The sequence below is a fragment of the Thalassobacterium sedimentorum genome, assembly GCF_031127905.1.
GTDB lineage: Bacteria > Verrucomicrobiota > Verrucomicrobiia > Opitutales > Coraliomargaritaceae > Thalassobacterium > Thalassobacterium sedimentorum.
The window spans coordinates 175,816-199,981 of the sequence record NZ_JARXIC010000001.1 but is presented as its reverse complement, the minus strand read 5'-3'; the positions used below and the strand labels follow the sequence as shown (position 1 = coordinate 199,981).

Below are 24,166 nucleotides of genomic sequence, written 5' to 3'. Positions count from 1 at the left end.
GAGTTTTTATTATTAAGAGGTGGGGGTGCTGGTGCGTGGCACATTAGATTAGCTTAGACATCATCAGGACGAATCCAGCGAATTGAGCGGATGGTATAGCGTCTGCCTTGAGCTTTATTAACTGAATCCGATGGTGGAAATGCGGTTGCTTCATCCAGGCTTTCATTGATGTAGTTTGGAGTACGTTGAACCACGGCTTCGCAATAAGCGCGCGCAGAGGTCGTTCCGTTGAGATCTGTTGTCTCCCCGTAGGCACGGATGACGAAAGTGTCTGACCGAGCGCTCAGACGATTACCAATTTTATTGAGTAAGTCAGCTTGAGAAAGGTAACCAGGTGCATTTGCACCTACTTTACCGTAGAGAGCTTCTGTATTTGGATAGTTCGATAGCGGATCGAGCTCATTGTCAGAACTGTCGGATGTGATCGCTTCGACGAAGGCTTTATTAATCTGCGTTGCGTCGATCGCAGCTTGTAGAGCTCCCATTCGTTTATGTTCATCAGGTGCTTTGATGTCTATTGTGCGATTTACAAAATCAGAAACCGATGTGAAAGGACCTCGGCTTTTTATTTGCTTAACAATCTCCTGGCTGAGTTCAATAATCTCTTTGGAACTGAGAACACGATAACCGTCATAGGCGGATTGCTCGTCTTCACTATTACCTTTAAAGGCCTCTCCGAAGGCTAGGCTCTGTCGTAAGAAGTTCGCCATGTCCGCGTGTTCTTGTATGCTGCCATCACTTTTCTGAACATCACTGCCAAAGGTTGAAGCCAGGAGCATTTGCCAGGCTTTCTCTGATGTCGAATTAATGTTAAAGGCTCCTGCCTGCATCAGTTTTGCAGCTGCATGTGTATAAGGGCGCTCGTCCTCATTGTAGCTGGGAATTGTATCCTTGTTGGGATAGGATATGAAGCGAGGATCATGTGGTCCGTTACCGTTAAATAAATCGGTTGAGGAAAAATAGTCGTCCCAGAGCAGTTTGTTGATTTTGTAGGAGTAATCGAAATGCGAAAATTTATCAAAAGCATGACCGATTTCAATTTCACCATCTGGTAAATGCGGATCAGCTAGCGAATTGCCGATCACGTAAGCAGGGACCATATTCGCCGGATTTCGCAAGCCAGTATTGTGTGTGAAGGTACTGGCAAAGTTAACATTCATTAGGCTGCCAACTCCAGATACTGGAATGTTTTTTCGTGGGAGATTGTAAAGAATTGTTCGCTGTGATCCTGATTGGGAGGAGTAACCAAAGTATGTGTTTTGATTGTCTTCTCCAATAATGGTCGGCGAATAATAGAGATCCGATTGGTTGTCATTGGTATCGTAGCTACGTGCACGTAACTGGCCGATGTAATTTTGGTTAATTTGACCGACACTACCGCCGAGTGGGCCATATTGTTGTGATTTAGGTGCCCGTGGGTTGAAGTTAGCCAGCCAGCGTCGGCGGCGAAGTTGTGTATCGAAATTTTGATCGTTATACGCTTGTTTAAGTTCGTATAAAAAGCCATATGCAGGGAAGTCGTCCAAGCTGTTTTGCGCGTTTTCTCCTTCGATAATTCCGTAGGGCATGGCAGAGTTATCGCTCGCTGTACGAACTGTCGGATAATAGGCCTTCGGTCGACCGTCTTCGTTGATATTCCAAGTGTTACTGCCATAACTCGCGTCCGAAGTGGGAATGCTGTAAGTTAAGCCAGCGCGATTTAAACCAGCGATGGTCATTAACGTAGTCGTTCCTTCTGCACTAAAATACCACCATTCGTTTAAGAAGTCGGCATTTTTGGTGCCCGATAGTTGCTCTACGCCTAAATCTATTCTTAAGTCTTGAATCGGATCGCTGGCGTCTGTTTCAAACAGGTAAGGGCTCGCGTAGCTGGACCCAGACGGAGGGGCTAATTCGACATAGAAACCCTCTCCGGGACGAAAGCCTTCTTTTAAGACATTCTTGAGTTGATGATTCTGGTAAAGGCTAAGGCCTTCGGCCGTATAGACTTTTGTTTCTCCGGGTTCTAAGCCGTTCTCATCATCTATCATAAAGCGCATCACTAGTATCTCATTTGCGCCCTGATTGTATAAAATGGGACTACTATCGATACCATAGATACGAGGAGTTGCATCTTCAGTGACTCCGTCGTTCAGTAGCATCGCCTTATGCTCCCAGTTGTTGCCACCATCCCATTTACCCACGGCAAATTGTAGTTTTTGGTTTCCGGCACCACCCCACTGAGAAAGGTAATATTTTTGGGGTTTAATTGCGACGTCGTAGGGATTCCACAGGGCAATGACTGGCAAGAAATACAAGTTTATGCCATATTGGTCAGTGCCTTTTTCGATAAAAGCGGCATCGACGTAAATGCCTAGGCGCACTGGTACTGGATGAATGCCTTGTTGATATTTATCCTCTTCGTGGTTATTGGGATAATAAGGTCTGGCAGTAATACTGAGTGCGCCATTTGTATTGCCAGTGAGGTCTTCACTTAGATTTAGATATGACTTAATTTGACGCCAATCAGGTGTCGCAACATAGCCTTTAGGGTCTGTAAACATTTCTCCATCCGGTAGTTGCATATAGTCAGCCAAGTCTTTACGTAGTCCTCCATCCCGAACATTTGCTAGCACGCCTTGACTGCGGGTGGTGACGTCGTGGGCTAGCTCTTTGCTTACAGTGTTTTGAGTACTTAAGTTATCGAGCTGACTGAGGCTGACTAATCGGTTGGACATTAAGCTGATGTCTCCAAATATTGGAGCAGCCTCTGTGTTGTCACCTGATTGAAGTACTGCGCTTCCACTTTTTAGAGGGTAATTTTGATACTCTGCCAAAGTGATGAGATCTGATGGCTCTTGTTCAAAGGCAATGTTACCTTTGACTCCTTCATCACTGATCCAAAAGGCGTATTTATTTATTTTATTCTGACTTGATGTGAACTCTACGATTGGGGCTTCTACGTAGTCTTCTGCTGTGGATGCTGATCCCGGACCTAATAAGGTGACACTATCTGTGCTGATTTGTTGGCTAGGTAAAAAAGTGGTAGACAATGTATTGTTGCCACTGACCAGCCAACTTATGGCAGCTGTTTCAATCCCTAGCGCATCTTTGCTTCCAGAATTTGAATAATGTTCTAGCGTTTGTGGGGTAAAGCTGCTGTCTGCAGTGGCCCAAACGCCAACCCAATTTGGATGGGCGATTTTGATGTTGTCGTTTGGTTCTTCTAGGATCTCCGCGTTTGCGGTGACTCGTTGGTCATTTCCTGTGTATAATTGTAGCTGAGCTAGGGCTAGGTTGATACCTAATAGTGCGTTCAGTCGTGCTTGTTGTGTTTCTGTTTGATTATTTGCAGATTGTGTTTCGACTTGTACGAGTGAGGTGATTGAGATGCAAAGCAGTAGAATGAAGCCCATTAGCATCATTGAGATAACTAACGCGAAACCTCGTTTGCAGGACTGTTGACAGTGACTAATGTGATGGGGTGTGTTCATGAGGAGGGGATTATTGAAGGGGGGGGAGCCAAGTAATTTTCTTAGTTTAACTTTACTTTTCCGGGGGAACGACATCGGATTGTATTTTATCCAGGCTCGATTAAATCAGCATGAGTTTTAAGTGTGTCACGTAAATCCAATCAAATTTTTCAACCCATTCAGACTTAAAGCAATTCTCGCCGATTAAGGGGGCTTCAATTATATCCTCATCAATTAGCGTTTCGTGGATGAGGCCTCCGTTAGGGAGGAGTCGGGGCCATATTTTTTTGAAGTTTTTGTCGCTGCGCATGACTCTAGCTCATTTAATTCTCTTGGGGCTGACTCAAGGCTCCAGTTGGTAAGGTTGACGAAACTGTCTGTCATGATGATGTGTGGGACGAGGGGGCAGTAGCTGAGATCAATTAAACCTTTATTTTTGGCATATCATTGGCGTTTTAATGATGTTCTAGTGGGGGGGGGGCGGGCAACAATGAGGATTTTTGTAATCTGATTGTTTTCTTTATGGAAGCTTTGTATTCGGAGCTTTGTCACTTGAAAATATAGTAAGACCGTCTTCGATTTGTGTTTTTCTTGGTTGAAGTAGTGCAAAAATCAAGGCGAGTGAGATCATTAAGGCATTGACTAGGGCCATGACCCAATAGGGGTGAATGTGGAAGGGGAGTAGGCTTTTTATCCAGTCTAGCTGGACTGCAAGTAGGTAGAAGTTGAAGCTAATCGCGATGGTGAACGCTTGCCATAATGGCTTCTTGTGTACTATCGGAGCGAAGAAGCCTAATACGAAAAAACTAACGACGACGCCTCCGATGAGCCCCGTAATTTTCATTGAGAGGTCGAAGAAGCTCTCTTTATCGGCAAAAGTAAACGCAAATGCGATTGTGAACATGAGTGCTGCGGCAACTAGAGTCAGTGCTCTTGCGCTCCATGCGTAGAATTCGTCGCTTTTGTCTTTAATTAGATATGGTTTTAGGAAGTCGATAGTCGCAACTGTGGAGAATGAGTTTAAGCTTGAGCTTAGAGATGACATCGCTGCGGATAGCACGCCGGCAATGACCAGGCCGCTGAGGCCAACTGGAATATGGTCAAGTATGAATTGCGGAAAGATGGCATCTGTCTGCAAGGCTGTTATTACTGGCTCTGGGTTTTGTTGATAGAAGACATAGAGTGCCGTTCCCAGCAGGAAGAAAAAAGCCCATGTGGGCAGGCTGAGTAGTGCGCATAAGATTGTGGCCTTACGAGCCTCGCGCAGGTTTTTTGCGGCTAGGTAGCGTTGAATTACGTTTTGGTCAGCTGAGTAGCCGAATATCCATTGGGTTAGCCCTACGATGATTAGGGCCCAAATTGTTCGCTCACTGGGGGCCCAGTGGGTGGGCCCGAGGCTAAATTTGTTATCGATATTGGCGGCGTTTATCATTCCAAATAGACCACCATCAATTTGCCTAATCATCACGTAGAGTGCGACTGCGCCGCCGAAGTAAAGAACGAAGGCTTGAACGACATCTGTCCAGACGACGGCTTCAATGCCGCCAATGATGGTGTATGTAGCGACAAAGCCTCCTGTGATCAGCATGATCCAGAAAGTGGGTACTCCCGTGATTAAATTGATGGGAATGGCGATTAGGTAGAGGATGGAGCCTAGTCGGATGGACTGTCCGACCAGAAACATGAAGGCGGTGTATAGTCTTGCGGTTGAGCCGAAGCGCTTCTCGATATATTCAAACGCCGATGTTTGTGCGGTACGTCGAAAAAAAGGGATGAGTAGCCAGATTGCGAGTATGGCTATGATGGGGTTTGCCATGTTTGGGACGAGCTGTCGCCAGTCGAGGGCATAGGCAGCAGCTGGTAGCGCTATGAAGGTTACAGAACTGATGGACGTGGCAACCATTGAGAGGCCGATTGCCCATGCTGGTAGGTGGTTGCCGCCGAGAAAGTAATTGGCTGTGGTTTTGGGGCGGCGTGAAAAGTAATAGCCCATTCCGCCGATGGCGGTGAAGTAGCATACTAATACAATGATGTCGATGAGGCGGAAGTTTGATTCAAGCATGGGTGAAGCTTTGGGGAATGAATAGGGCGAATTACCTGTGGATCTGCCCTTGGGGGTGTGTGGCGGTACTCTGGCTATTCTCTACGGCGAATTGTGGTGCTTGTGCCGTCCCATTTGGGGCATGTGCTAATTTTCTCTGAGCGAGTGAGCTTAGAGAAAATTAGCTCTAAGTATTCCTAGTATACTAGGTGTATGTCAATGGAATTTTGTTCTTCTTATTCCCTCGATGGGATCTTATGCTTGTTGGATGCCACACTGTCTATTTCTCTGGCGTTAGGGCTTTGTCTTGTTGAGCGAATTACTTCCTGCGGTAGATTGTGGCGAGTGAGAGCGCTATGGCGCTTAGCAGAGCTGCGTAGCTTGAGGGTTCGGGGACGATGCTAAGGGTGGCTATGCCCTCGCCGAGGCCGTTGAATAGGAGTGGGCGGTAGCGGCCGTAGTCGTCGCCGTCGGTTCCTAAGTCGCCGTCGGGGTCGTCGGGGTTGAGGCGTATATATACGGTGGTCACTGTAGGGGTGCCGGCAGAGTAGAGGGTCTGTAGGTAGGGGGCGATTTCGAAGCTGATCGTTTCGTTGTTCTGGGTGGCGGGTGTGAGCAGGTTATCGTACAGTTTTGTTTTGCTAGAGTCGTCGCTGCCAATGTAAGTATCTGCGATACTCGGGCTTGTTGTGAAGCCGTAGGCATCTACGTTGAACCATGGGGCGGAGCTGACTGCGTCAGCGTTGCGCATATTGAATGATATTATTGCAGATGTGGGGGCGCTTGTAAGTGTGGGTAGGTCGAAGGCTAGGAAGGCCTGTCGCGAATCTCCTGGAGCTGTGCCGTTGACTGATCCTATGAAGTTGATTGCCGAGCTACTAGCTTCGATAAAGCTCGGGTTTGCTCCGTCCCATTCGGCGGTTATGTGGCCGCTGCCGCTTGCTTTTGCGTTGATTATAGTTTGTGCGCTGGCGCTTGTTGTGATTAGGACTGCGAGGGCGTAGATGTGTGTATGCATTTCTTTATGGGGTGAGGGGTGTTTAGGTAGTATAGATAATATCTTCAGTATACCAGTGTTGGTGTCAAATGTTTTGATTTGTATTCTATCTGCTACTCGAGGATGCTGGATATCGTTTTTCTTATTCTACAAATGGCTTGACGTTATACTTTAGGTATACGAATGGTATACAGAAGTCAAGGTGATTGAACTCCAGTGAATTTTGAAGCATGAATATTGTTTTATATAAAAAAAAATCCCAATGGGCTTTAATTTCTGAGTTTTCTTCGGAGCAATATGCCGAATCGGAGAGCATCGAAATGCTCTGGCCTTTAGTTGAGGAAATGTTAGCAGGGGGTGGTCTACTTCGCATTTCTGCAGATGAACTAGAGATATCTCGACCAATCAGTTTGGGGTCGAATACTTATCTTGAGGGAAGTGGAACGGCAACGCGTGTAGTACCAAGTCCGACGTTTGTCGGGGAGGCATTAATTGTTATGGCTAGTGCGAATGCTTCAAGTGTTCGTAATCTTTCACTTCATGGACTGGGGCGCGTTAGCTATGGTGTAATGCTTTGTGATTCGGTGGACTGTCGAGTCGCTGAGGTTACAGCAAGTTGCTGTGTTGATGCGGGGATTGTATGTCGAGACAATAGCTCCTGCTGCACCCTTTCAAATTGTACTGCTATTGAGAATCAACGAGCTAATTTCCTTTTTGAGAATCTTGCTTTTGCGGGGCGTCTTGGTAATTTCCCTCCCAATACAGTGACGGCCTGTACATCGATCGGCGGTGGACATGGTTTTGAGGTGCACCAAGCGACAGTATTTAATATTACCGCATCAACTGCATTTCAATCGCGTGGTCATGGCTTCAAGGTCCATCAAACCAGCAATAGTGTTTTAATCAGTGGTTGTCGAACATTTCAATGCGAGCAATCGGCTGTTTATGTCGAGAATGCTCATGAGTTAAATGTCAGTAGCAATGTATTCTGTTGGCAACGTAGTGATGGTATTGTTCTTAATAATGTGAATTGGGCGGCGATCAATGCCAACGAAGTTATTGATTCAGGGGTGCGAGATTTGAAGGAGCGGAGGCGTGTTGGTATCTTGTTACATTCAGATACTAAAGGCGTACAGATTGTTGGTAATACAATTTTTAATTGGGGCGATCAGCCACCGATGTCACATGCGATTTATGAAGCTGCAGACTGTAGTGAAAACTTATTCGTTAATAATCATATCAACTATGTCGCCGATGTGCCTGTAGTGTCGTTGGGGCAACATTCAGTTGTCGGCGAAAACATGATTGTGGCTGAAGCTGCATATCGAAATATGGATAAGTCTCCTTTTCCTGATTTTGATCGTGACGCGATTGAGCGTTATGCACAGCTCAAATACCAATGAATTCTTGAATATATTTTACTACCTCAGTTAACAACCCCCACTGCTATTATATGACTACTCTAACCTATTGCTTACAACAGCATCCTAAGCGCCGACTGCCTGGCTTTACTCTGATCGAACTCTTGGTCGTGATCGCTATCATTGGCATACTCGCTGCAATTTTGATTCCTGCAGTTGCTCAAGTTCGAACATCAGGCAGAAAGGCGGAGAGTGTCTCTAATCTTCGCTCCTTGCATACTTCAATTTCACTATATGCCCAGGATAACAATCTGTTGCCTTTCGCTTATTCAACTCGCAGAGATAGCCAGGGGCGTACTATGGGCTCTTGGGCGAATCAATTGTTTCGCGATGGATATATTGAGACGGATGCTGACAGTATGTTGGAAGCCACTGTTCTGGGGTGTCCTCAACAGCGCACCCAATTTCCTAAAATATATGATAAAGATGTCCCTGATTTGAGGACTTATGGTATGAATCAACGTATTGGTGGTTATCCTGGTGAAAATGTAAATGTGGGTGCCAGAACGCCGCTGCAGGCGGTTAATCCATCGAAAACTGCTCTCTTGTTAAATGGTGTCTGGAATGGGAACAGCTTTAGTGCGAGTGCTAGTGAAAGTTACGCTAATGTGGTAACGCCCGTATTTAACGACTCAGTGCTGGTTTTATTTCTCGATGGTCACGTCACTGAAATGGAAGTCAGCCAAATTCCTACCGATTTAGCTGAGTTAGAGGCGCTGCAATTTTGGCGCGGTGGGGTTGAAATTGATTAAATTTAGAATCGTATTCATCGGAAGTTCAAAAAAACTCCCTTTCCGCGAAGGGAAAAGCTGTTCTGACGTGCAGCATCTACGCATGCTGTGCTGATCATTACAAAAACGATTTGGATCCGGGGAATTTGTATTGCACGATTCCTACACTACCTAGTCCGTTAAAATTTTGAGAATGGCAGAACTCTTGTTTTCTTTGGTGCCTATCAATGGGCGGTAGCGTGCGAAATTACCCTCGCGCATGTCGCCGGTGCTTAGGTCTCCATCGGGGTCGTCGGGATTGAGGCGTATGTAGAAGTTTTCTTCGCTCGTTGTTCTGCCGCGGTAAAGTTTGTTTAAATAATCGGTCACATCGATTTGGATGGTTTCACCATTTTGTGTCCATTGATTGCTCATTAGGTCGTTCGCTAGTAATACTTTTGTCTGGTCGAGAGGGCCGATATATAGGTCGTCAATGGTGGGCTTATGAGTGAACCCATAAGCATCAATATTGAACCATGGGAAGGAACTAGTTGCATCTTGTTTTCGCATGTCGAATTCTACTACTGCAGATTTGAATTTTCCGTTTAGAGACGGTAAGTTAAAACCGAATATGATTTGACGGGCGCCATTTTTGCCCAGTGCACCTATGAAGTTGATCTGTGTATCTTCGGACGATATAAAGCTGGCATTTTTTCCATCCAAATCTGATTTTATGTATCCACCTAAAGTCGCCATTGTTTCGATGGTTTTTGCGTTGGTGTTTAGTGCACCTAGGAGGATTAAAATGCAGTAGGATCGTTTGAGTTGCTTGCTGTGTCTCATGGGGATTAGAATTGTTCAATCTGATGTCATCTTATTTGGCTCGGAGCGTGAAGGGGCCGAGCTCGAGACGACCGGCATTTTTTCCAATTTCGATTTCTAGAAGATCAGCTACGCCGTGAATCTCGGTTTCAAGCCGTCCGCGTGGCAGTTCATTGCGTTCCAATCCATTGTTCTCAGACACGACTACGGAAATGACATCTTTTGTCCCAGATGGTTTTAGGGCTAGTTCGACGTCAATTGTGTATTCTTTATTGAGCCGAATCTTTGCATTACTCACCGTGTGCTTCTCGCCGAGTGACTTAATTTCAAGTTCTTCGGAGGAATTGAAGCCAACCGCGGCTAGAGGTCTGCCATTAATAGACGATCTTAAATTGATTATTTCCAGGAATTCGTTGCCTCCCGCGTTGCGAGAGTCGATGCGTCTGAAGGTGGTGGCGTAGTGTAGTTTTATAGGGGCCTCAGGATTGAAATCGATTGGAGTCGCTAGGTAGCGCTTCGTCTCTGACACCCGCGGTGGATTGCCTCTTAATTGCATTTTTCCGTTTGTTGTGCGGAAAATGTTATCTTGTGTGTGCAGCCAACTGTTGACGGCCCAGAACGGATCATTCGAGCGATTGTTTGACCAATCGTCGCTGGCAATCGTATCGCCTGACTTGAAATTACCTGTGTTCTTTTTGGCTTTATTTAGTGAAATGCGTAATTCCTTCTCCGCTGTGACGTCTTCGTTCCATGCGAGATCTTTGCGATAGAGGTAGAATAAGAAGCCTTCGTCGTCTCCAAATATGATATCGAGTGCGCCATCTTCGTTAAGGTCGGTCGGGTAGACGTTGAAGTTGTGCTTGTTGATTGCTATTGGAGTGCCGTCAGCAAAGGTAATCATCTGTGGTAGATTGAAGACAGGAGCTTCGTTCGTGCCTTCATTACTCATCCAGAACGCGGCCGCAGTAGGAGATTCGTTTCCGTTTAAGCGAAAGAATTTTTGAAGTGATTTCTGACTGCTAAACACAATATCCCAGTCTCCGTCTTGGTCCCAGTCAGCTACCGAGAGTTTTATGCGTCCTGAGTTGCCACCTGGTCCTGATAGATTGATTGTCTCGCCAGTGATATCTTTGAGGGGGATGATGCGCTCGAAATTGAGGCTTCCTGGGGCATCTGGAATTGCGATTCCAAAGTCGCTGTTCCACTGTATCATCAGGAGTGTGTTGCGGGTATCTCCCGCGATGCCATATTTGCCATCGATGACAGCTGGGCGAGTTCGCCATGCTGTAGGTAAGGGCTTGTTGCCCAGCATTAGGCGTTGACGTTCCTTCACTAGGTTGCTCGTGCCTGTACCTTGGTAGTAGAAGAGTTTCGCTTCATTGTCGTTTGTGATAATATCGAGATTGCCATCACCGTCCCAGTCGAAGACCTCCGGTTGGGTGTAGCTCCATGCCGTTTCATTGTCGCCTTGGAGGTTTCCATCCACTGGGCGGTGGCGTATATAGCCAGAGGCTGTCTTAAAGTTTACGTAGTTGTCGTAGATGGTTGAATCTGTTGTTCCGAGGCGAAGTGACAATACCCCTGATCCGTCTCCGATTATTAAGTCTGGGTAGCCGTCTTGGTTCCAGTCTTGACGAGCGGGGACCGCGAGTGTGTCTGCGGAGACTTCACCTCCAGTATGGAAAATGTTCCCGAGTTCGACAAATTCGCCAATTTCCCCCCCGCTTAATACGGTCAGTCGTCCATTCGCTCCCGATCCGATCACAATGTCATCTTGACCATCTGAGTTTAGATCGGCGATGCCGATGACATTGGGGTGAACTGCTGATTTTAATGTGGCGGCGTCTTTGAGTAGTGGGCGTGCCTTGCCTACATGAAGATAGCCATTCTTTATTTCTTTGATAGGCATTCCCATCGCTTTGTCGTTGTCTGTGAATAGAACGATTATAGGGCCATCCTGAAGCTCAATCACCACGGGGTGTAGGTCGAAGCCATAGCTGCGCCACTGTAGCTCGTAGTCGGTTGACCCGTAACGTACCTTGCTGAATTGACCAAAGGTCAAGCGGCTGTCCTCGAACCGGCCTTTCGCCCACCAGAGGTAACGTGTGATTGGACTACCTAACCAGTTGCCAGCAATATCATAGCCACGAAAATTTTGAATATCTGAATCGGGTAGCATTCCGAGATTGGGATTAAGTATACCTGACCATGGATGTCCGTATTCTTCATGGTTCGGATACATCTGAAATTGGGATTCTGCGGGTTCTTTGGCGCCAATTAGTAAGTCTGGGATGGAGTCTCCATCGACATCTGCAATCCACTCTTTACCTTTGGGGACAGGACCATCAAATTCGATTTTGTAGCTATCTTGGAACTGAGGTGATTCAGGGGTGCCGCTTTGGCTGAGGTACATCCAATCACTTGGACGAATTAAATCGTAGATACCATCATTGCGAGTGATTGGGATGTAACGACTGCCTTTCAGGCCATCAAATTGAACTCCTACATCATAAATAGGGTAATCGGCGGGTAATGACCAAAAGTTATTTTTTCCGTCCTTTGCGACTGGAGTGTATAGCACGTTTCGCTTAGCTAAGTACGCTCCGTGGTTACTGACCATTACGCAAGGGGCTACGCCCTCTGTCACTGAGGGCAGCAGGCTCCGAGAGGTGAAGCCTAGTGGAATTGGGTGAATGGTCTGTTCCGTGGTCTTTAGTTGTGGCAATACTCTATGTATGGTATTTGCGTAGCTTGTTATATTGGTCGAAAGACTGATTGCTAAAGTTAGCAGAATAATGGGGGATTTCTGAGACATTTTGGCTACTGTTTGGGTTATATGCGAATCTGGCTGCCGATGTTACTCGCACTTGTTTTCAGTTAGCAAGTCATAAGTATATTATAAGTATACCATTGTCTCTCGTGAGAAATTTAATTTTGTCTATTGTCTTATATCGACGAAGTAGCGCATTCGAGACGTCCAATTCTGCATTTTAGGACGTGATTCTGATTGGGACTCATTATACGATGGGGGGAGCGATACGATAAAGATCCGGCACTTAATCATTCTGCGAAAATTAGCGTATGGTTGGATGATGAGAGTTTATCTGTCCATGCAGACCTTCTTCTGTTCGTGACGATGGATATCAAAAAAAGTCCCGTCATAATTCTATGACGGGACTCAGCCTATATGGGAAGTTGCTTTTGTTACTCGCCGCGCCGACGGATCATCACTAAACCAAGTGCCAATAGGCTGGCGATTGCTGAATATGTAGATGGCTCAGGGATCTGAGTGAGTTTAACATTATCGAATATAATGGAGTTACCCGCATCGTAGCCAAAGTGTTCATGTGCGGAAAAATCATCGATGCGAAACTGCATGTTATTATTAATATTTGCGATATTAATGTTGGCTACAGTATTGAAATCACTGCCTAAGTTGAGTGTATAGCTTTGAAAAGTCTCTGTAATAATGATCGCGTTTGAACCACTTGCTGTAATTTGATCGGAGAAATTAAAGGAGAGTTGGGCTTGCCCTGAAATGGATTGCCCAGCTAATAGACCAATTGCTTTTACATCAAAACTGAGAATATAGTCCGAGGCATTTGTGCTGTCGGCAGTGTCTCCGTTGCTACCATTACTAAGCGTTTGTCCGAAAGAAAAACTGCCTGAGGCATTAGTGGAGTCAAAAGTGGCATTGCCTGCATTGCTGCCTTCGACGCCATCTGCGGTAATTGAATACGACCTATTCAATGCACTACCTGCTGTATCTGATGATGGGTTTTTTCCATCGTAATTAAATTCGTAAATGATTGTTTGGGCTGTGAGCGCGAGTGTGCTGGCGCTAAGTGTGGTTACGGTGAGTAGTGACTTTATCATTTTCATAGTGTGCTTGATTTTTTTGGGGGTGGTTCTGTGATTACATGTGGTGACTGTGAAAATGAATATGAACCAGATTCTTTATGGGTCAATTTTGTGGTTGTTGCGAATAGATTGCTCTCTGCTAGCGAGCGACTTATGAGATTTTAACGAATTCGGTGCGAACTTACACCCAGCTCGAGAATGCTGGTGCCGTAAGGGGAGTGATTTTGACCATCGTTTGATATCTGAATTGCAAAGCTATTTCTATTTGCGCGGCAGTGTTTAGTATATGAGGGAGTTTAGTTGCTAGGGTGAACTAATCGTCTTCCTGTTGCGTCACTAAGCGCGGAGCCATTTGTTTGATCGCTGTGCCGTGTAAAATACCGGAGGCCGCGGAGCGGCCGAGACGGCGATAGTCGTAGCGTAAACGTGTGTGCGGTGCTGTCACGATACCTGTGCCTTGGATGGCAACCATCTCTACGGTTTTTCGATCGGCCTCTCGGATGCGGGAAGCGAGGCCGAGGGCGGTGTTGTCCTCCGTACATATAAAGCAGCTATGCGGTGGAATTTGACGAACCAATTCGTTCACAGCTTTTTCGTCGTAATACGAGAGGCTATGAGTGGATAGAGTCGCTAGTGTCTCTTGCATCTGAGCCACACTGCGATGCAAGAGCGGTTCCTCGGGAGTGCTTTCAACGAGATAGACTTGATTGAATGCGCGCGACTGTACGTAGTCGGCTATGAGTTGTGCGCCAGCGGAGTAATTGGGTGTGATGACTTTGGCATGTGTTTCGGAGCCACTTAGCAGTTGTATGCATTGATTGCGTGAAAAGGGGATCTGTTCGAGCGCGGCATCACACCATAGGTGGTCAAAGATAAAGCCAGCGCAGCCTTTGGGGATCGTTTTGAGCAATTTTTGCAGTTCGGATTGTTGCTCCGCTTCGGTTGCAATAATAGCTGGTTCTAGCTCAACGGGGACCTGCACAAGTGTGGGGGAGGAGTGTAAAATGAGGGGGCTGCCATTCGTCGTGCAAATTTCAGTGACACCTTCGAAGATTTCTTGATAGAGCTGGCTCCAGTCCTGAATTTGTCGACCGATAAAGCAAATCGGCTTACCTTGCAGTGTGTGACTCTGTGCACTGACGGGATAAAATCGACGGTTGGGACCTTGCCATACATAGCCCTCAGCTTCGAGATCGTGGAGGAGGCGGAAGATGGTGGTCGAGTGTAAATCGAATTGATCGGCCAGCTGCCTTAAGGAGGGCAGAGGTGCATTTTCTGCCAGATTTTTTACTAGATCGAGTATGCCAGCTCGGGCGGCTTTGGTGTACGTTGTGAGATTGCGTGGCATATCTAGATTGATTTTTGCTAGTCTTTATATGCAACTAAACAGGTTTGTTGTATTTAGCAATTAGCGGCAAAATATAATCATTATGAATTAGGATCGTTTATTCAGTCAGCCACAGAATATTAGTGACAATGCGTGGGTAGTAGAGGCTGGCCATGGCCTTCCCACTGCTGAATTGATCGGAGCATGCATTGAAGGTGGAGCCGAAAATTTGCCAGTCCATGTGAGCTTGGTCGTGGGCAGCTTGCTCTTGACCAAAGTCGATGCCAAATACGCTGCGCGCTACATATTGGCTGAGACAGATTTTGCTCATCCATGAGTTGTCGGCGGTGCTAGAGAGCTTCCATCCCTGATCGGGATAGAGGCATATGCCGGGTTTAAATATCGCGAGAAAGTGACGTTTGAGGGTGGCAATGAATGCTCCGTGTGGTCCTTCCAAGGCGATGGCATCCTTTAGGCCCATTACTTGGGGGAAGACCAAACCCTCGATGGCTGGAATGATTGCGCTCTGATTGTCGTCTTCGAATACTGCGGGGATATAGCCTAAAACATCGTCCCATTTGCTCATGACGGTGGCGGCACACAGTTTGGCGGAGGCTGTGGCTTGTTGTGCGAGCACGGTTTCGTCGGTTTGTCGGAAGAGCTCGGCGAGCGCGAGATAGGCCGCCCATGATTTGACTGCGAGATAGAGATTGTTACGTGCCTGGCCGAGCGAGCTGTCGAGTGAATCGTAAGTGGTGATTTCGCCGCCTCCGTTACAACGGCTGGATTCGCAGCCCATCACGCCGGTGCGTTGTGTGGGGGCTGGGTGGTCGCGGTTGAGCATGGAAGTGTAGCTGTCTTTGACTGTCTTTAAATGACGCGTCAGAAACGCACGGTCCTGACTCTGACAGACATAGACGCCGGTGCAGCAGATCCAGTTGACGAGCTGCTCATGTGTCATGTAAGAGAAACAGCGACGGTCGATGCCACTGATTTCATAGCTAGAGTAACCTTCGGGGGAGAAGTTGTTGTGATTGCCTTGGTCGTGGGTAAAGCTAATGCCGCCAGGGTAGGTCGTGTCGCTGTTGGGGAGTCGAACTTCATCGTAGTACGAGTAGCGCTGTATGAAGGTTTCCAATACATTTTTCACTGTCCATGGAGAATAGCGCATCTCGTAGAAGAGCATGTCGACGGTTAGGTCGAAAGTGTTATGCATGCGGTATTCTCCTTCATTTACATTCCAGAAGGGTTTGCCGGAATCGTCAAACCACTGGGTGGAGCCGTAGTAAGAGTGAGAGGCATGCGCGATTAGAAATTTCTGTGCATCGCTGAGTGTGGTGGCCTCCAGTTCGGCATCACGTTGAGCGGCTTGTTGGTAATACCAATCTTTATGTTCGAGTGCATATTCCAGCACATCGCGTAAATTGGTAAAGAAGCGTGTGTACCAGTAGGGCATTTCGAGACCTAGTGTGGCGGTGCCGGAACGAAAGGTGCCGAGACTGATATGCATCTCGCGGCACTCACCAGGAGCTACATCCATCATGAATCCGTAACTGCCTCCGAAGCGTGGTACGAGTTGCGTGCCATCGGGCTTTTTAGCCTTAGATAAGTCAAATGTCTGTAGTGGTTCCACGAGGGCATCGGTGGCGAAGCCGAGATTTCCATTGCCGAAGAGGAAACCAGTGAACTTGCCGGGTTCGTGGATGGGCATCGGACAGCCGTGTTCGCCCAGTGCGAAGAGTGCCGTTTTAGTTTGCTTCCCTTGGCGGTTGTCGACTGTGAGTTTGGCAAAGACGACAGGGCAGGCCGCACGCTTATTTGTGGCTTGATCGGCTGTACTAGGGTCGGGTAAGTCCCCAAAGGGAGAGATGACTTCGAAGTGAATGTCGTCGGTGATGAAGTGATCGCTGGCAAAGCGATAATCGCGGGTGATGTCTTTAGCCTCTAGCACTGTCAATGCATCATGGCAGGTCTCGGGCTGGTTTTGGTGATCGAAGCGTGCGATTTCCGAATTGTTCATGTGCTCAAAAAAAGGTAGCACAGTGATTTGATCATTCACGATGGTGCCCACGTAGACTGCGCCGTCCGCGGGTTGCCCCTTTTCCAGAGCTAGGCCGCCAGGGGCTCCATGCATGCCTAGGGTGAACGAACTGTGTGCGCCTACAGCAGAGTGTTGGGCATGGAAGGAATTTTTCTCGGTGGGGAGTCTCATAGGAAAGCTATTGGGTCAGCACGATGCGGTGCCAGTCTGCTGGGATGTGAAAAGTAATTATATCGCTCTGTGCATGAGGAGAGCTGGCCGAGAGCGTCGCTTCACGTCCCGGTGCACCGTCGTAGCGAGCGAATGCGATTCGGAGTGAGGTGCCTGGCTGAAAGCTTGTGAGACCTAGCACACTGGGAGGGATTTGTAGGGCGGCTTGCCAGCCGTCTTCGCTGGAGTTTGCTTGTGCATCGAAGCCGACAGGGGTGACTAGCCAGTGATCGATGGATTTCCATTCGCCCGTAATTGGATCGTTGCCGGGCACGTTGGGTTTATGTGCATGGAAGCGAGTGTTGGCGGGTGTTATGTGCAGCTCAAAATAGTCTTCATGTCCTTCGATTTGTAGGAATACCTCAAACACATCGCCGAGCTCCCACATGTGTTGGTTATCGGCGGCGGAGGTGGTGTAGATGTCATCATCGTTGAGCATGGCATTGATGATGAGTGCTTGAGGTGTCCAATGAAGCTCGATTGCGCCCTCGCGGAAATCGTCTTGCAAGGAGTCAAACCATGGTTGTGAAAGTTTAAACGTTTCCACTTCGTTCGCTGGCAGTAAGAAGGTGTTTGTAGTGGGTGTATTGTTCATCGTAGTACAAGCGGTGAATAAGAACAGGCAGATGAGCGTTAAAAACGCGCTGTATATGCAGTGAGTGCGTGTCATGAATGTTTGTCTGTCAGGTGTTTTTCCACTGTGCCGTCATCGTTCTCATCACGTTGAATTGTTTTTAGGCGCAGGAACATACGTTTGAGATCGAATGTGCCGCAAATTAGGAACCAGACGGTGGTGATCGCACCCGCGATACCGGTAAACAGCAGATTGAAATACCACCAATTCGCCCACCAATCTTCCGACCATTTTTGAAAGATTTGCCATACGCAAATGGTGACGAAAGAGAAGAAAAAGAACGCCACCCAGGCGAGTTGTAGCACGTAGACGAACTTGTCGCTCTTGGTGAATTCTTTAGTAAAGCCCAAGGCCGCCAAGCCAGTGCTGGGAGGCGCGATATGGTCCGGGCCTTCGGGATCGACACCTGAGTATTTGCCTCGATGTAGTAATTCGTCCATTTCGATCTCGGGATTCGGTGCCATTAAAGATACGATGATGTATGCCGCGATGGCAGTGAGTGAGGCGAGGAAACCCAGCTGCATGCCATTTAGCCAGAAGGTTTCCGGCAGCTTGGTCAGCCATTCATTTGTGGCATAATTTTCTTTAATTACAGGCAGCAGCTTGGGCCATAGCACGTTATTAATCAGCACGCCACTGACTGCCAGTGAAGAGCCTGTGATCATTGCGGCCCATGCGCCCGAAGTGGTGCCGCGTTTCCAGTATAGTGCGCCGATTAAAACAGCACCACCGCCACCGAGAAAAATGGCACCCGTAACTTGGAAATACATCAGAATGAACTCTTTTAGCGGAAACAGCATACTGAAGCACCAGCCAAAGATGGCGACGCCAATGATGGAGCGTTTTAGCCAGCGTAGGTGTTTTTCCGGAGTCAGCCGATCCTGATGTCCTCGTAAGCGGCGCCATGGCATGAGCACATCTTGAATAAAAATACTCCCCCAAGAGTGCAGGTAGGTGGTGTCTGTACTGACCGCGGCCATGATCATGACGGAGGCAAACAAGCCCATGATGCCGACTGGTAATACGTTTGAGAGCGCCACAGTGGTCGTTAGTTGCTTCGCGAGTTGTGCATCTCCCAGGCCGTCGAGCGTTGCTTGCGTGGCGAGCGTGGCGGCTTGGTGGATGGGTGCATTCATGAGCACGTAGGCGCAGATGGCTGCCAGTGGGATGAGTAGATAGGTCACTCCCGATCGAAATTGGGCCAGAATTCCGGCCATCTTCGCTTCGTGAGGATTGATTGCCGAGCTGTTGTAGCCCTGTGTGCCTTGCCATACCATGAAGTTATAAATCGTGATGAAGAGCATCATCATGAAGAACCCGATGTTAAAGTCTGGTAGACGTCCGATATCGAAAGGGTTGAGCTTGGATTGGCCTTCGGGCGCTTGTTTTAGAGTTTCTACGATGACATCCCAAGGGAACAGCAGCAACATGGTGACGAGTAAGGCTAGGAAAATAATATTACTCAGTTGCCCTTGGATGAAGTCGGTCACCATTACAGAGATTTGCCCGCCGCTCAGTGCGATCATGACTGCGAAAACGAGTTCAATGGCCATGACGATACCAAGTGTCAGGTTTAATGTCAGGCCCAGTCCAGGGACTTCGAATGTGTGTACTGGGAGATCGAGGAAATAGATGAAGAAGCGGGCGGTAACGGCAGGGAAAATGCCGAAATTCAGAATTCCACTAATCCAGCACAGCGAGCCTGAGAAGACTCGAAATTTTCGGCTGTAGCGCTTTTCCATTAATTGTGCCAGCGTCATCGAGCGCGTTTCACGGTAGCGATAAATGATCCAGCCTGAGAGTGCGAGAATCAGGCCCAGAGGGGCCATCATTTGCCCCCAAAAGCCCGCAGAGAAGCCTGCTTGGTAGACTTGTTCCCATTGTGCGACGATTGTGATTGCGCCCAGTCCCGACATTCCAGAAGCCAGTGTGAGTAAATAGCGACCTGCGCAACGATTGGCTGATAGGAAGTCGGCGACACTACGGGTATAACGGCGGGTATAGATCGAGGCTCCGACCACGATCGCTAAGATCACGCCTACGATAGCCAGGTCAATGGCGCTCAGGTTGGTAAGGGCTAAAGGAAACATTGCACACATGTTGCCGTTTAGACCCCTAGGTGATCAAATCTTATACTGTTGCAAATAGGGCGCTCCGTGCTGTGTATTTGATTGATGCGGTGAATTGAGTCTACGTAGGGGGCTTACTGGTGAAGTCCGCCCCGTATATGCGGTCTGCATCAGTTGGCAAATTGACTGCGGGCGTGATTAATCCCGCCGCTTACGATTTTAACATACCATGAATCAGCTTAGCTTACCTCGTCACCAAAGGCCTTCGACATTTGACCAGTTTCTTTTTGGAGCCTGTTATTATCCCGAGCATTGGGATCGCTCTTGGATCGAAACCGATGCGGCCCTCATGGCTCAGGCGCATGTTAATGTGGTGCGCATGGCGGAGTTTGCCTGGACTTTGATGGAGCCTAGGCGAGGTGCGTTTGATTTCAGTCTGTTTAAAGCGGCGGTGCAGGCTTTGAAGGCTCAAGGCATCGACACTATCCTGTGCACGCCGACAGCGACGCCTCCGCGTTGGTTGACCCGGGATCATCCCGAATGGATGCGTGTGGATCGCAATGGCGTGCCTTTTTCACATGGTACCCGTCAGCATTGTTGCACCAATCATCCGGAGTTTCGCGCGGAGTCGCGCCGTATCACACGTGCCATGGCCGAGGCTTTTAAGGATGATGCGGCGGTAATCGGCTGGCAGACCGATAATGAATTCTACTGTCACGTGGACGAATGTTATTGTGAGAGTTGTCAAATTGCTTTCCGTGATTGGCTTCGTGCGCGATACAATCAATCCGTTAAAGAGTTAAACCACGCTTGGGGCACTCTCTTCTGGAGTCAGCAATATGACGACTTTACAGAAATTGAAATCCCTAAGAAGTGGCGTCAGCCCGCTCCTTGCAACCCGAGCGCATTACTGGACTATCGTCGTTTTCTGAGCGATTCGATTACCTCCTTTCAACGTGAACAAGTCGAGATATTACGTGAGGTAAATCCCAGTTGGTGGATCACCCATAATGGTGTGTTTTATAATATAGATTATTATACCTTCGCCGAAGATCTGGACTTCTTGTCGGTGGATGTGTATCCCGCCTTTTGGGGCACTAAGCCAGAGTGTTTCATCGGGGCAAGTCAGCTCAACGAGCGTTGCCGTCAGGCGACTGGTACCTTTCTGGTGCCGGAGCAATGCGGTGGGCCTGGTGGGCAGCTTGATTTTTTGCAGCCCACACCCGAACCTGGGCGCATGCGCTTGTGGGCTTATCAATCCATCGCACACGGTGCCGATGGTATGTTACATTTTCGCTGGCGCACGTGCCGTTACGGTGCTGAGCTGCATTGGCATGGTATTTTGGATCACGACAACGTGCCACGCCGTCGTTTTGAAGAATTTACTCAGGAGGGAGCAGAGCTTAAAAGGATAGGTAGTGAGATTCTGGGTACTACCAAGCGCGTGGATGTCGGTATCAGTTTTGGCTATGAGCAGGATCATGCACATGCAGTTATGAACTTTTCGAGGCCACAGCCCGATGCTCAGCGCGAATTAATATTGGCAGAATTGATGCGGCGTAAGATCGCAGTCGGTTATGTGAATGAAGCCGACAGTTATGCGGGCTTAAAAGTGCTAATCGTGCCATCAGCTATCATTCTTGATGCAGTGCGTGCCAAGAAAATTGAAGCCTTCGTCGCCGCGGGTGGGGTGCTCTTAGTTACTGCGACAACGGGGCAACGTGATGTGAATAATCATGCCATAGAGCAAACGCTGCCCGGGTTGTTAAGTGAGGTGCTTGGAATCACTGTGGAAGGATTTGGCAAAACTGAGCATCGCAAAATGTGCCTGAAAGGGGCTGGTCTCGAGCTGCCGGCCGATTATTATGAGATCATAAAATGTGTGACTGCTGAGCCGCTGGCGCATTGGCGTTTTGAAGCCAACCCTGGCTCTGAAGCCGCTGAGGGAACAGTGGGGCTTTCTTGCAACGTATTTGGTAAGGGCAAAGCCTTCTATCTTGGCAGCTTTATGAATGCGAGCAGCGCCTCCGTTTTGTTGCAGATGCTTTGTGAGCAGTCTGGTCTCGAAACGCTGGGCGTGGCGGATTTCAACGTCTGTATCATTGAACGTCGTGCAGAAGATCGACGCTTAACCTTCGTATTAAATAATTATCCCGAAATGAAATTGGTCGAAGGATTACCGCTTGGGCGAGAATTGATTACAGAAAAATATTGTGATGGTAGTTTGACTGTGCCCGCGTTCGGTGTCGCTATTGTGCGCTCTTAAAGTGTTCAGAGTATGGCATTTTATCCAATGCGATTTTACTTCCGAAACTTTAGGGATGTGCGTCAGTGTCAATGTGCTGTTGCCACAGACTACTGAGAAAAAAATACATGCCGTCCTATGGTTGTTGCACGGTAAAGTGGTTTTATGAAATGGAAATATTACATAAATAAAATTGTTGTATTAAATTTTGACTGATCAGTCTAGCTTGTGGGATTGCGGCTAGATCAGTTTGGAGTGATCACTGCTTAGTTGTGCGTATATTTACAACTTTTGGCGTCCTATTTTATCAAATGGGATCATGTGGGAATTGGCTGAATCTGTCTCATTTTCAATGTTTAGATTGAAGTCGCCATTGATTCCGTCTGCAAGGTATGGGTCATTGCTTTTGATTACTAAATTGTTCTTTAGTATGATGTTGCGCCTTCTTTCAACTTTAAAATAATTTTTAAAATTGGGATAATGCTGTGTCCAAACTTGCTGATCAAAGCGAACTGCCGCGAGGCGCTTGCTGAATAGTTCCTCTTGCTCGGGAATGTTGCCATTGATTCGAAAGGGGGCGTTGCAGTCGATGAACAAATTATTCTCCACTAGAATGTCGCTGCTGTGATTGATGAATATTGTGGCTTTAGTACCCGCTCGCTCAAACGCGTTGCCGTAGACGTGACTGCCATCGCCTCCGTAATCATCAAAATAGAGCGCGTAAGTTGAGTGTGCGACACCAATGTCATGCCAGTAGTTGTAGCGAATCACGTTGCCACGCTCTGAAGGGTCTCGCCCCATGTAAAAGGCGCCCATGTCGTCACCTTCCAGCATTACGTGGTGGATTTCATTGTATTCGATCTGATGGTTGTTGCCATGTAGGTAGATGGCGACTCCGGGTGCATTATTTATTTGATTGTGGCTCACTCGATTGCCAACTCCATCAATGTTGATCGCTCCGCGGTAGGTGCGATCCCAACGATTAAAATTATAAATATGGCAGTTATCGACAAAGTTGTTTGCTGGAGTTAGGGAAAGTCGATCCCCCCCACCGAGTGATATCGCACCGGCGCCGATATTGTAGATTTCACAGTTGATGATACCATGCCCGCTGCCAGCTTGCCGATTGAAGGTCGTGTTGTCGTAAAGGTGCTCATGCCATGACCCTAGCTCGCGAGATGTGGGTTGCCCCGTGAAATTGTGCCGATATTCTGTGTCTGATTTGACGCCTTGACCGATGCAAACCGCAACGATACCTAAGTTACTCAATGTTGAATTTTGAACGCGATTATTGCTGCCACGTTCGATGTAAACTCCCATGCCCCGGGAGTATCCTATCTCGAGACCATCTAAAATCAGCTCTGTTGAACCTTCTATGCTGATTAAGGGATCTTTCATTATTGTCACCTCGATCTGGCACTTGCTCATGTCCGTATTGTTGGGGGGGAGGAAGTAGATTTTGCCGCTACTTTTGTCTGACATGAATTCGCCAGCTAGATCGATCTCTTCTAGTAGGTTCAAGGCAGTCCAGGTGTTCCACGGCTTTCCAGAGCTGAAGCCATACATGTGGGGGTGCTGGGTAGTGATGGTCTGTTTTTCGAGGTCGATATTTTTGATTTTGACCGTATTGTCCGCCCAGCCGACGCTGAAGATACCTGTCAACCATACATCTTCAGCACTTGTCCAGCGATTGGGGCGTTGTGTTGAAAATTCAAAAGTGCCGCCCCGTGTTGGTTTGTCGCCATTACGTGTGACCGGGCCTTTATCTAGGACCTTGCCGATAGGGATGGGGGCTTCTTCTGGGTTTGGCCACTGAGCGATACTCATCGGCTCTCCATTAATGAATAATTCTAAGGGGGCTGGTGCGTATGGGCGTCTGAATCCGCGTGGACCAATCTCACCAAAATCGTTAATTCCAAGTTTGCCCAAATCGATTTCTTTTACTTTTTCGCGAACTGAGGGTAATAGTCGTTTTAGTATCGCTGGATCAGTGACGGGCTCAATTGCTTGGTTGGGTATAATTTTACTGCCCGTTATGAGTGCACCCTTGCCGCTAAAGGTGGTGTTGGAGTCACGTTCGTCGAGTTGGAACGTTTTCATTTGTGGATACCTGCCAGGGGTGAGGATTACGGTGCTCGGGCCATTTGTTGCTCGAGTGGCGGTGCGTGCGCGCTCGAGGGTGGCGAAGGGGGCTTCTATAGTTCCCGGGTTGGAATCATTGCCGGCAGGGGACAGGTAGAAAATTGCTGCGCTTGCTGTCTGAGTTGCTAGTAACGCAATTAAATAGAGCTTAAGGCCTTGGGGCATATTAGGAATTTAAGAGTTAAGGGTGAGGG

Annotated in this window: 14 protein-coding genes; 3 read left to right on the top strand and 11 right to left on the bottom strand. The window is 47.9% G+C overall.

All coding sequences use genetic code 11. From position 1 onward, the window contains the following. Positions 1–53 precede the first annotated feature (53 nt). From QEH59_RS00670 to QEH59_RS00660, 3 genes are all read right to left on the bottom strand, one after another. Positions 54–3,473 (bottom strand): hypothetical protein, encoded by a 3,420-nt coding sequence (locus tag QEH59_RS00670; RefSeq protein WP_308983427.1) that lies wholly within the window; start codon positions 3,471–3,473, stop codon positions 54–56. A 499-nt stretch (positions 3,474–3,972) separates the two neighbouring features. Then, positions 3,973–5,514 carry a sodium:solute symporter family transporter gene (locus tag QEH59_RS00665; RefSeq protein WP_308983426.1) on the bottom strand — a complete coding sequence of 514 codons (1,542 nt, stop codon included), beginning with the start codon at positions 5,512–5,514 and terminating at the stop codon, positions 3,973–3,975. Positions 5,515–5,812: 298 nt separating this feature from the next. Further along, the gene (locus tag QEH59_RS00660; RefSeq protein ID WP_308983425.1) at positions 5,813–6,244 is read right to left on the bottom strand and encodes a PEP-CTERM sorting domain-containing protein; all 432 of its coding nucleotides are present in this window, start codon (positions 6,242–6,244) and stop codon (positions 5,813–5,815) included. A 476-nt stretch (positions 6,245–6,720) separates the two neighbouring features. Here QEH59_RS00660 and QEH59_RS00655 point away from each other — a divergent pair, with 476 nt between their 5' ends. Beyond that, positions 6,721–7,893 carry a right-handed parallel beta-helix repeat-containing protein gene (locus QEH59_RS00655; protein ID WP_308983424.1) on the top strand — a complete coding sequence of 391 codons (1,173 nt, stop codon included), beginning with the start codon at positions 6,721–6,723 and terminating at the stop codon, positions 7,891–7,893. 50 nt (positions 7,894–7,943) lie between these two features. After that, the gene (locus QEH59_RS00650; protein ID WP_308983423.1) at positions 7,944–8,663 is read left to right on the top strand and encodes a type II secretion system protein; all 720 of its coding nucleotides are present in this window, start codon (positions 7,944–7,946) and stop codon (positions 8,661–8,663) included. A 150-nt stretch (positions 8,664–8,813) separates the two neighbouring features. Here QEH59_RS00650 and QEH59_RS00645 read toward each other — a convergent pair whose 3' ends face one another. The 7 genes from QEH59_RS00645 to QEH59_RS00615 form a co-directional block, all read right to left on the bottom strand. Further along, positions 8,814–9,464: a hypothetical protein gene (locus QEH59_RS00645; RefSeq protein WP_308983421.1), complete on the bottom strand. Its 651-nt coding sequence runs from the start codon at positions 9,462–9,464 to the stop codon at positions 8,814–8,816. Positions 9,465–9,495: 31 nt separating this feature from the next. Beyond that, positions 9,496–12,024, bottom strand: coding sequence for an FG-GAP repeat domain-containing protein (locus QEH59_RS00640; RefSeq protein ID WP_308983420.1), 2,529 nt, complete (start codon positions 12,022–12,024; stop codon positions 9,496–9,498). A 623-nt stretch (positions 12,025–12,647) separates the two neighbouring features. Then, positions 12,648–13,325: a hypothetical protein gene (locus QEH59_RS00635; protein ID WP_308983419.1), complete on the bottom strand. Its 678-nt coding sequence runs from the start codon at positions 13,323–13,325 to the stop codon at positions 12,648–12,650. 292 nt (positions 13,326–13,617) lie between these two features. Then, positions 13,618–14,652: a helix-turn-helix domain-containing protein gene (locus tag QEH59_RS00630; RefSeq protein WP_308983418.1), complete on the bottom strand. Its 1,035-nt coding sequence runs from the start codon at positions 14,650–14,652 to the stop codon at positions 13,618–13,620. Positions 14,653–14,749: 97 nt separating this feature from the next. Next, positions 14,750–16,843, bottom strand: a complete 2,094-nt coding sequence (locus QEH59_RS00625; protein WP_308983417.1) for a glycoside hydrolase family 52 protein — start codon at positions 16,841–16,843, stop codon at positions 14,750–14,752. 7 nt (positions 16,844–16,850) lie between these two features. Then, entirely contained in the window at positions 16,851–17,477 is a 627-nt protein-coding gene (locus tag QEH59_RS00620; protein ID WP_308983416.1) for a DOMON domain-containing protein, read from the bottom strand. 71 nt (positions 17,478–17,548) lie between these two features. After that, complete coding sequence (locus QEH59_RS00615) at positions 17,549–19,606, bottom strand: sodium:solute symporter family protein (protein ID WP_308983415.1); 2,058 nt, start codon at positions 19,604–19,606, stop codon at positions 17,549–17,551. A gap of 208 nt (positions 19,607–19,814) precedes the next feature. Between QEH59_RS00615 and QEH59_RS00610 the strand changes: the two genes are divergently transcribed. Continuing rightward, a complete protein-coding gene (locus tag QEH59_RS00610; protein WP_308983414.1) occupies positions 19,815–21,851 on the top strand; it encodes a beta-galactosidase in 2,037 nt (678 codons plus the stop codon). A 261-nt stretch (positions 21,852–22,112) separates the two neighbouring features. Here the strand turns inward: QEH59_RS00610 and QEH59_RS00605 are convergent, their stop codons facing one another. Further along, positions 22,113–24,137, bottom strand: a complete 2,025-nt coding sequence (locus tag QEH59_RS00605; protein WP_308983413.1) for a right-handed parallel beta-helix repeat-containing protein — start codon at positions 24,135–24,137, stop codon at positions 22,113–22,115. Positions 24,138–24,166 lie beyond the last annotated feature (29 nt).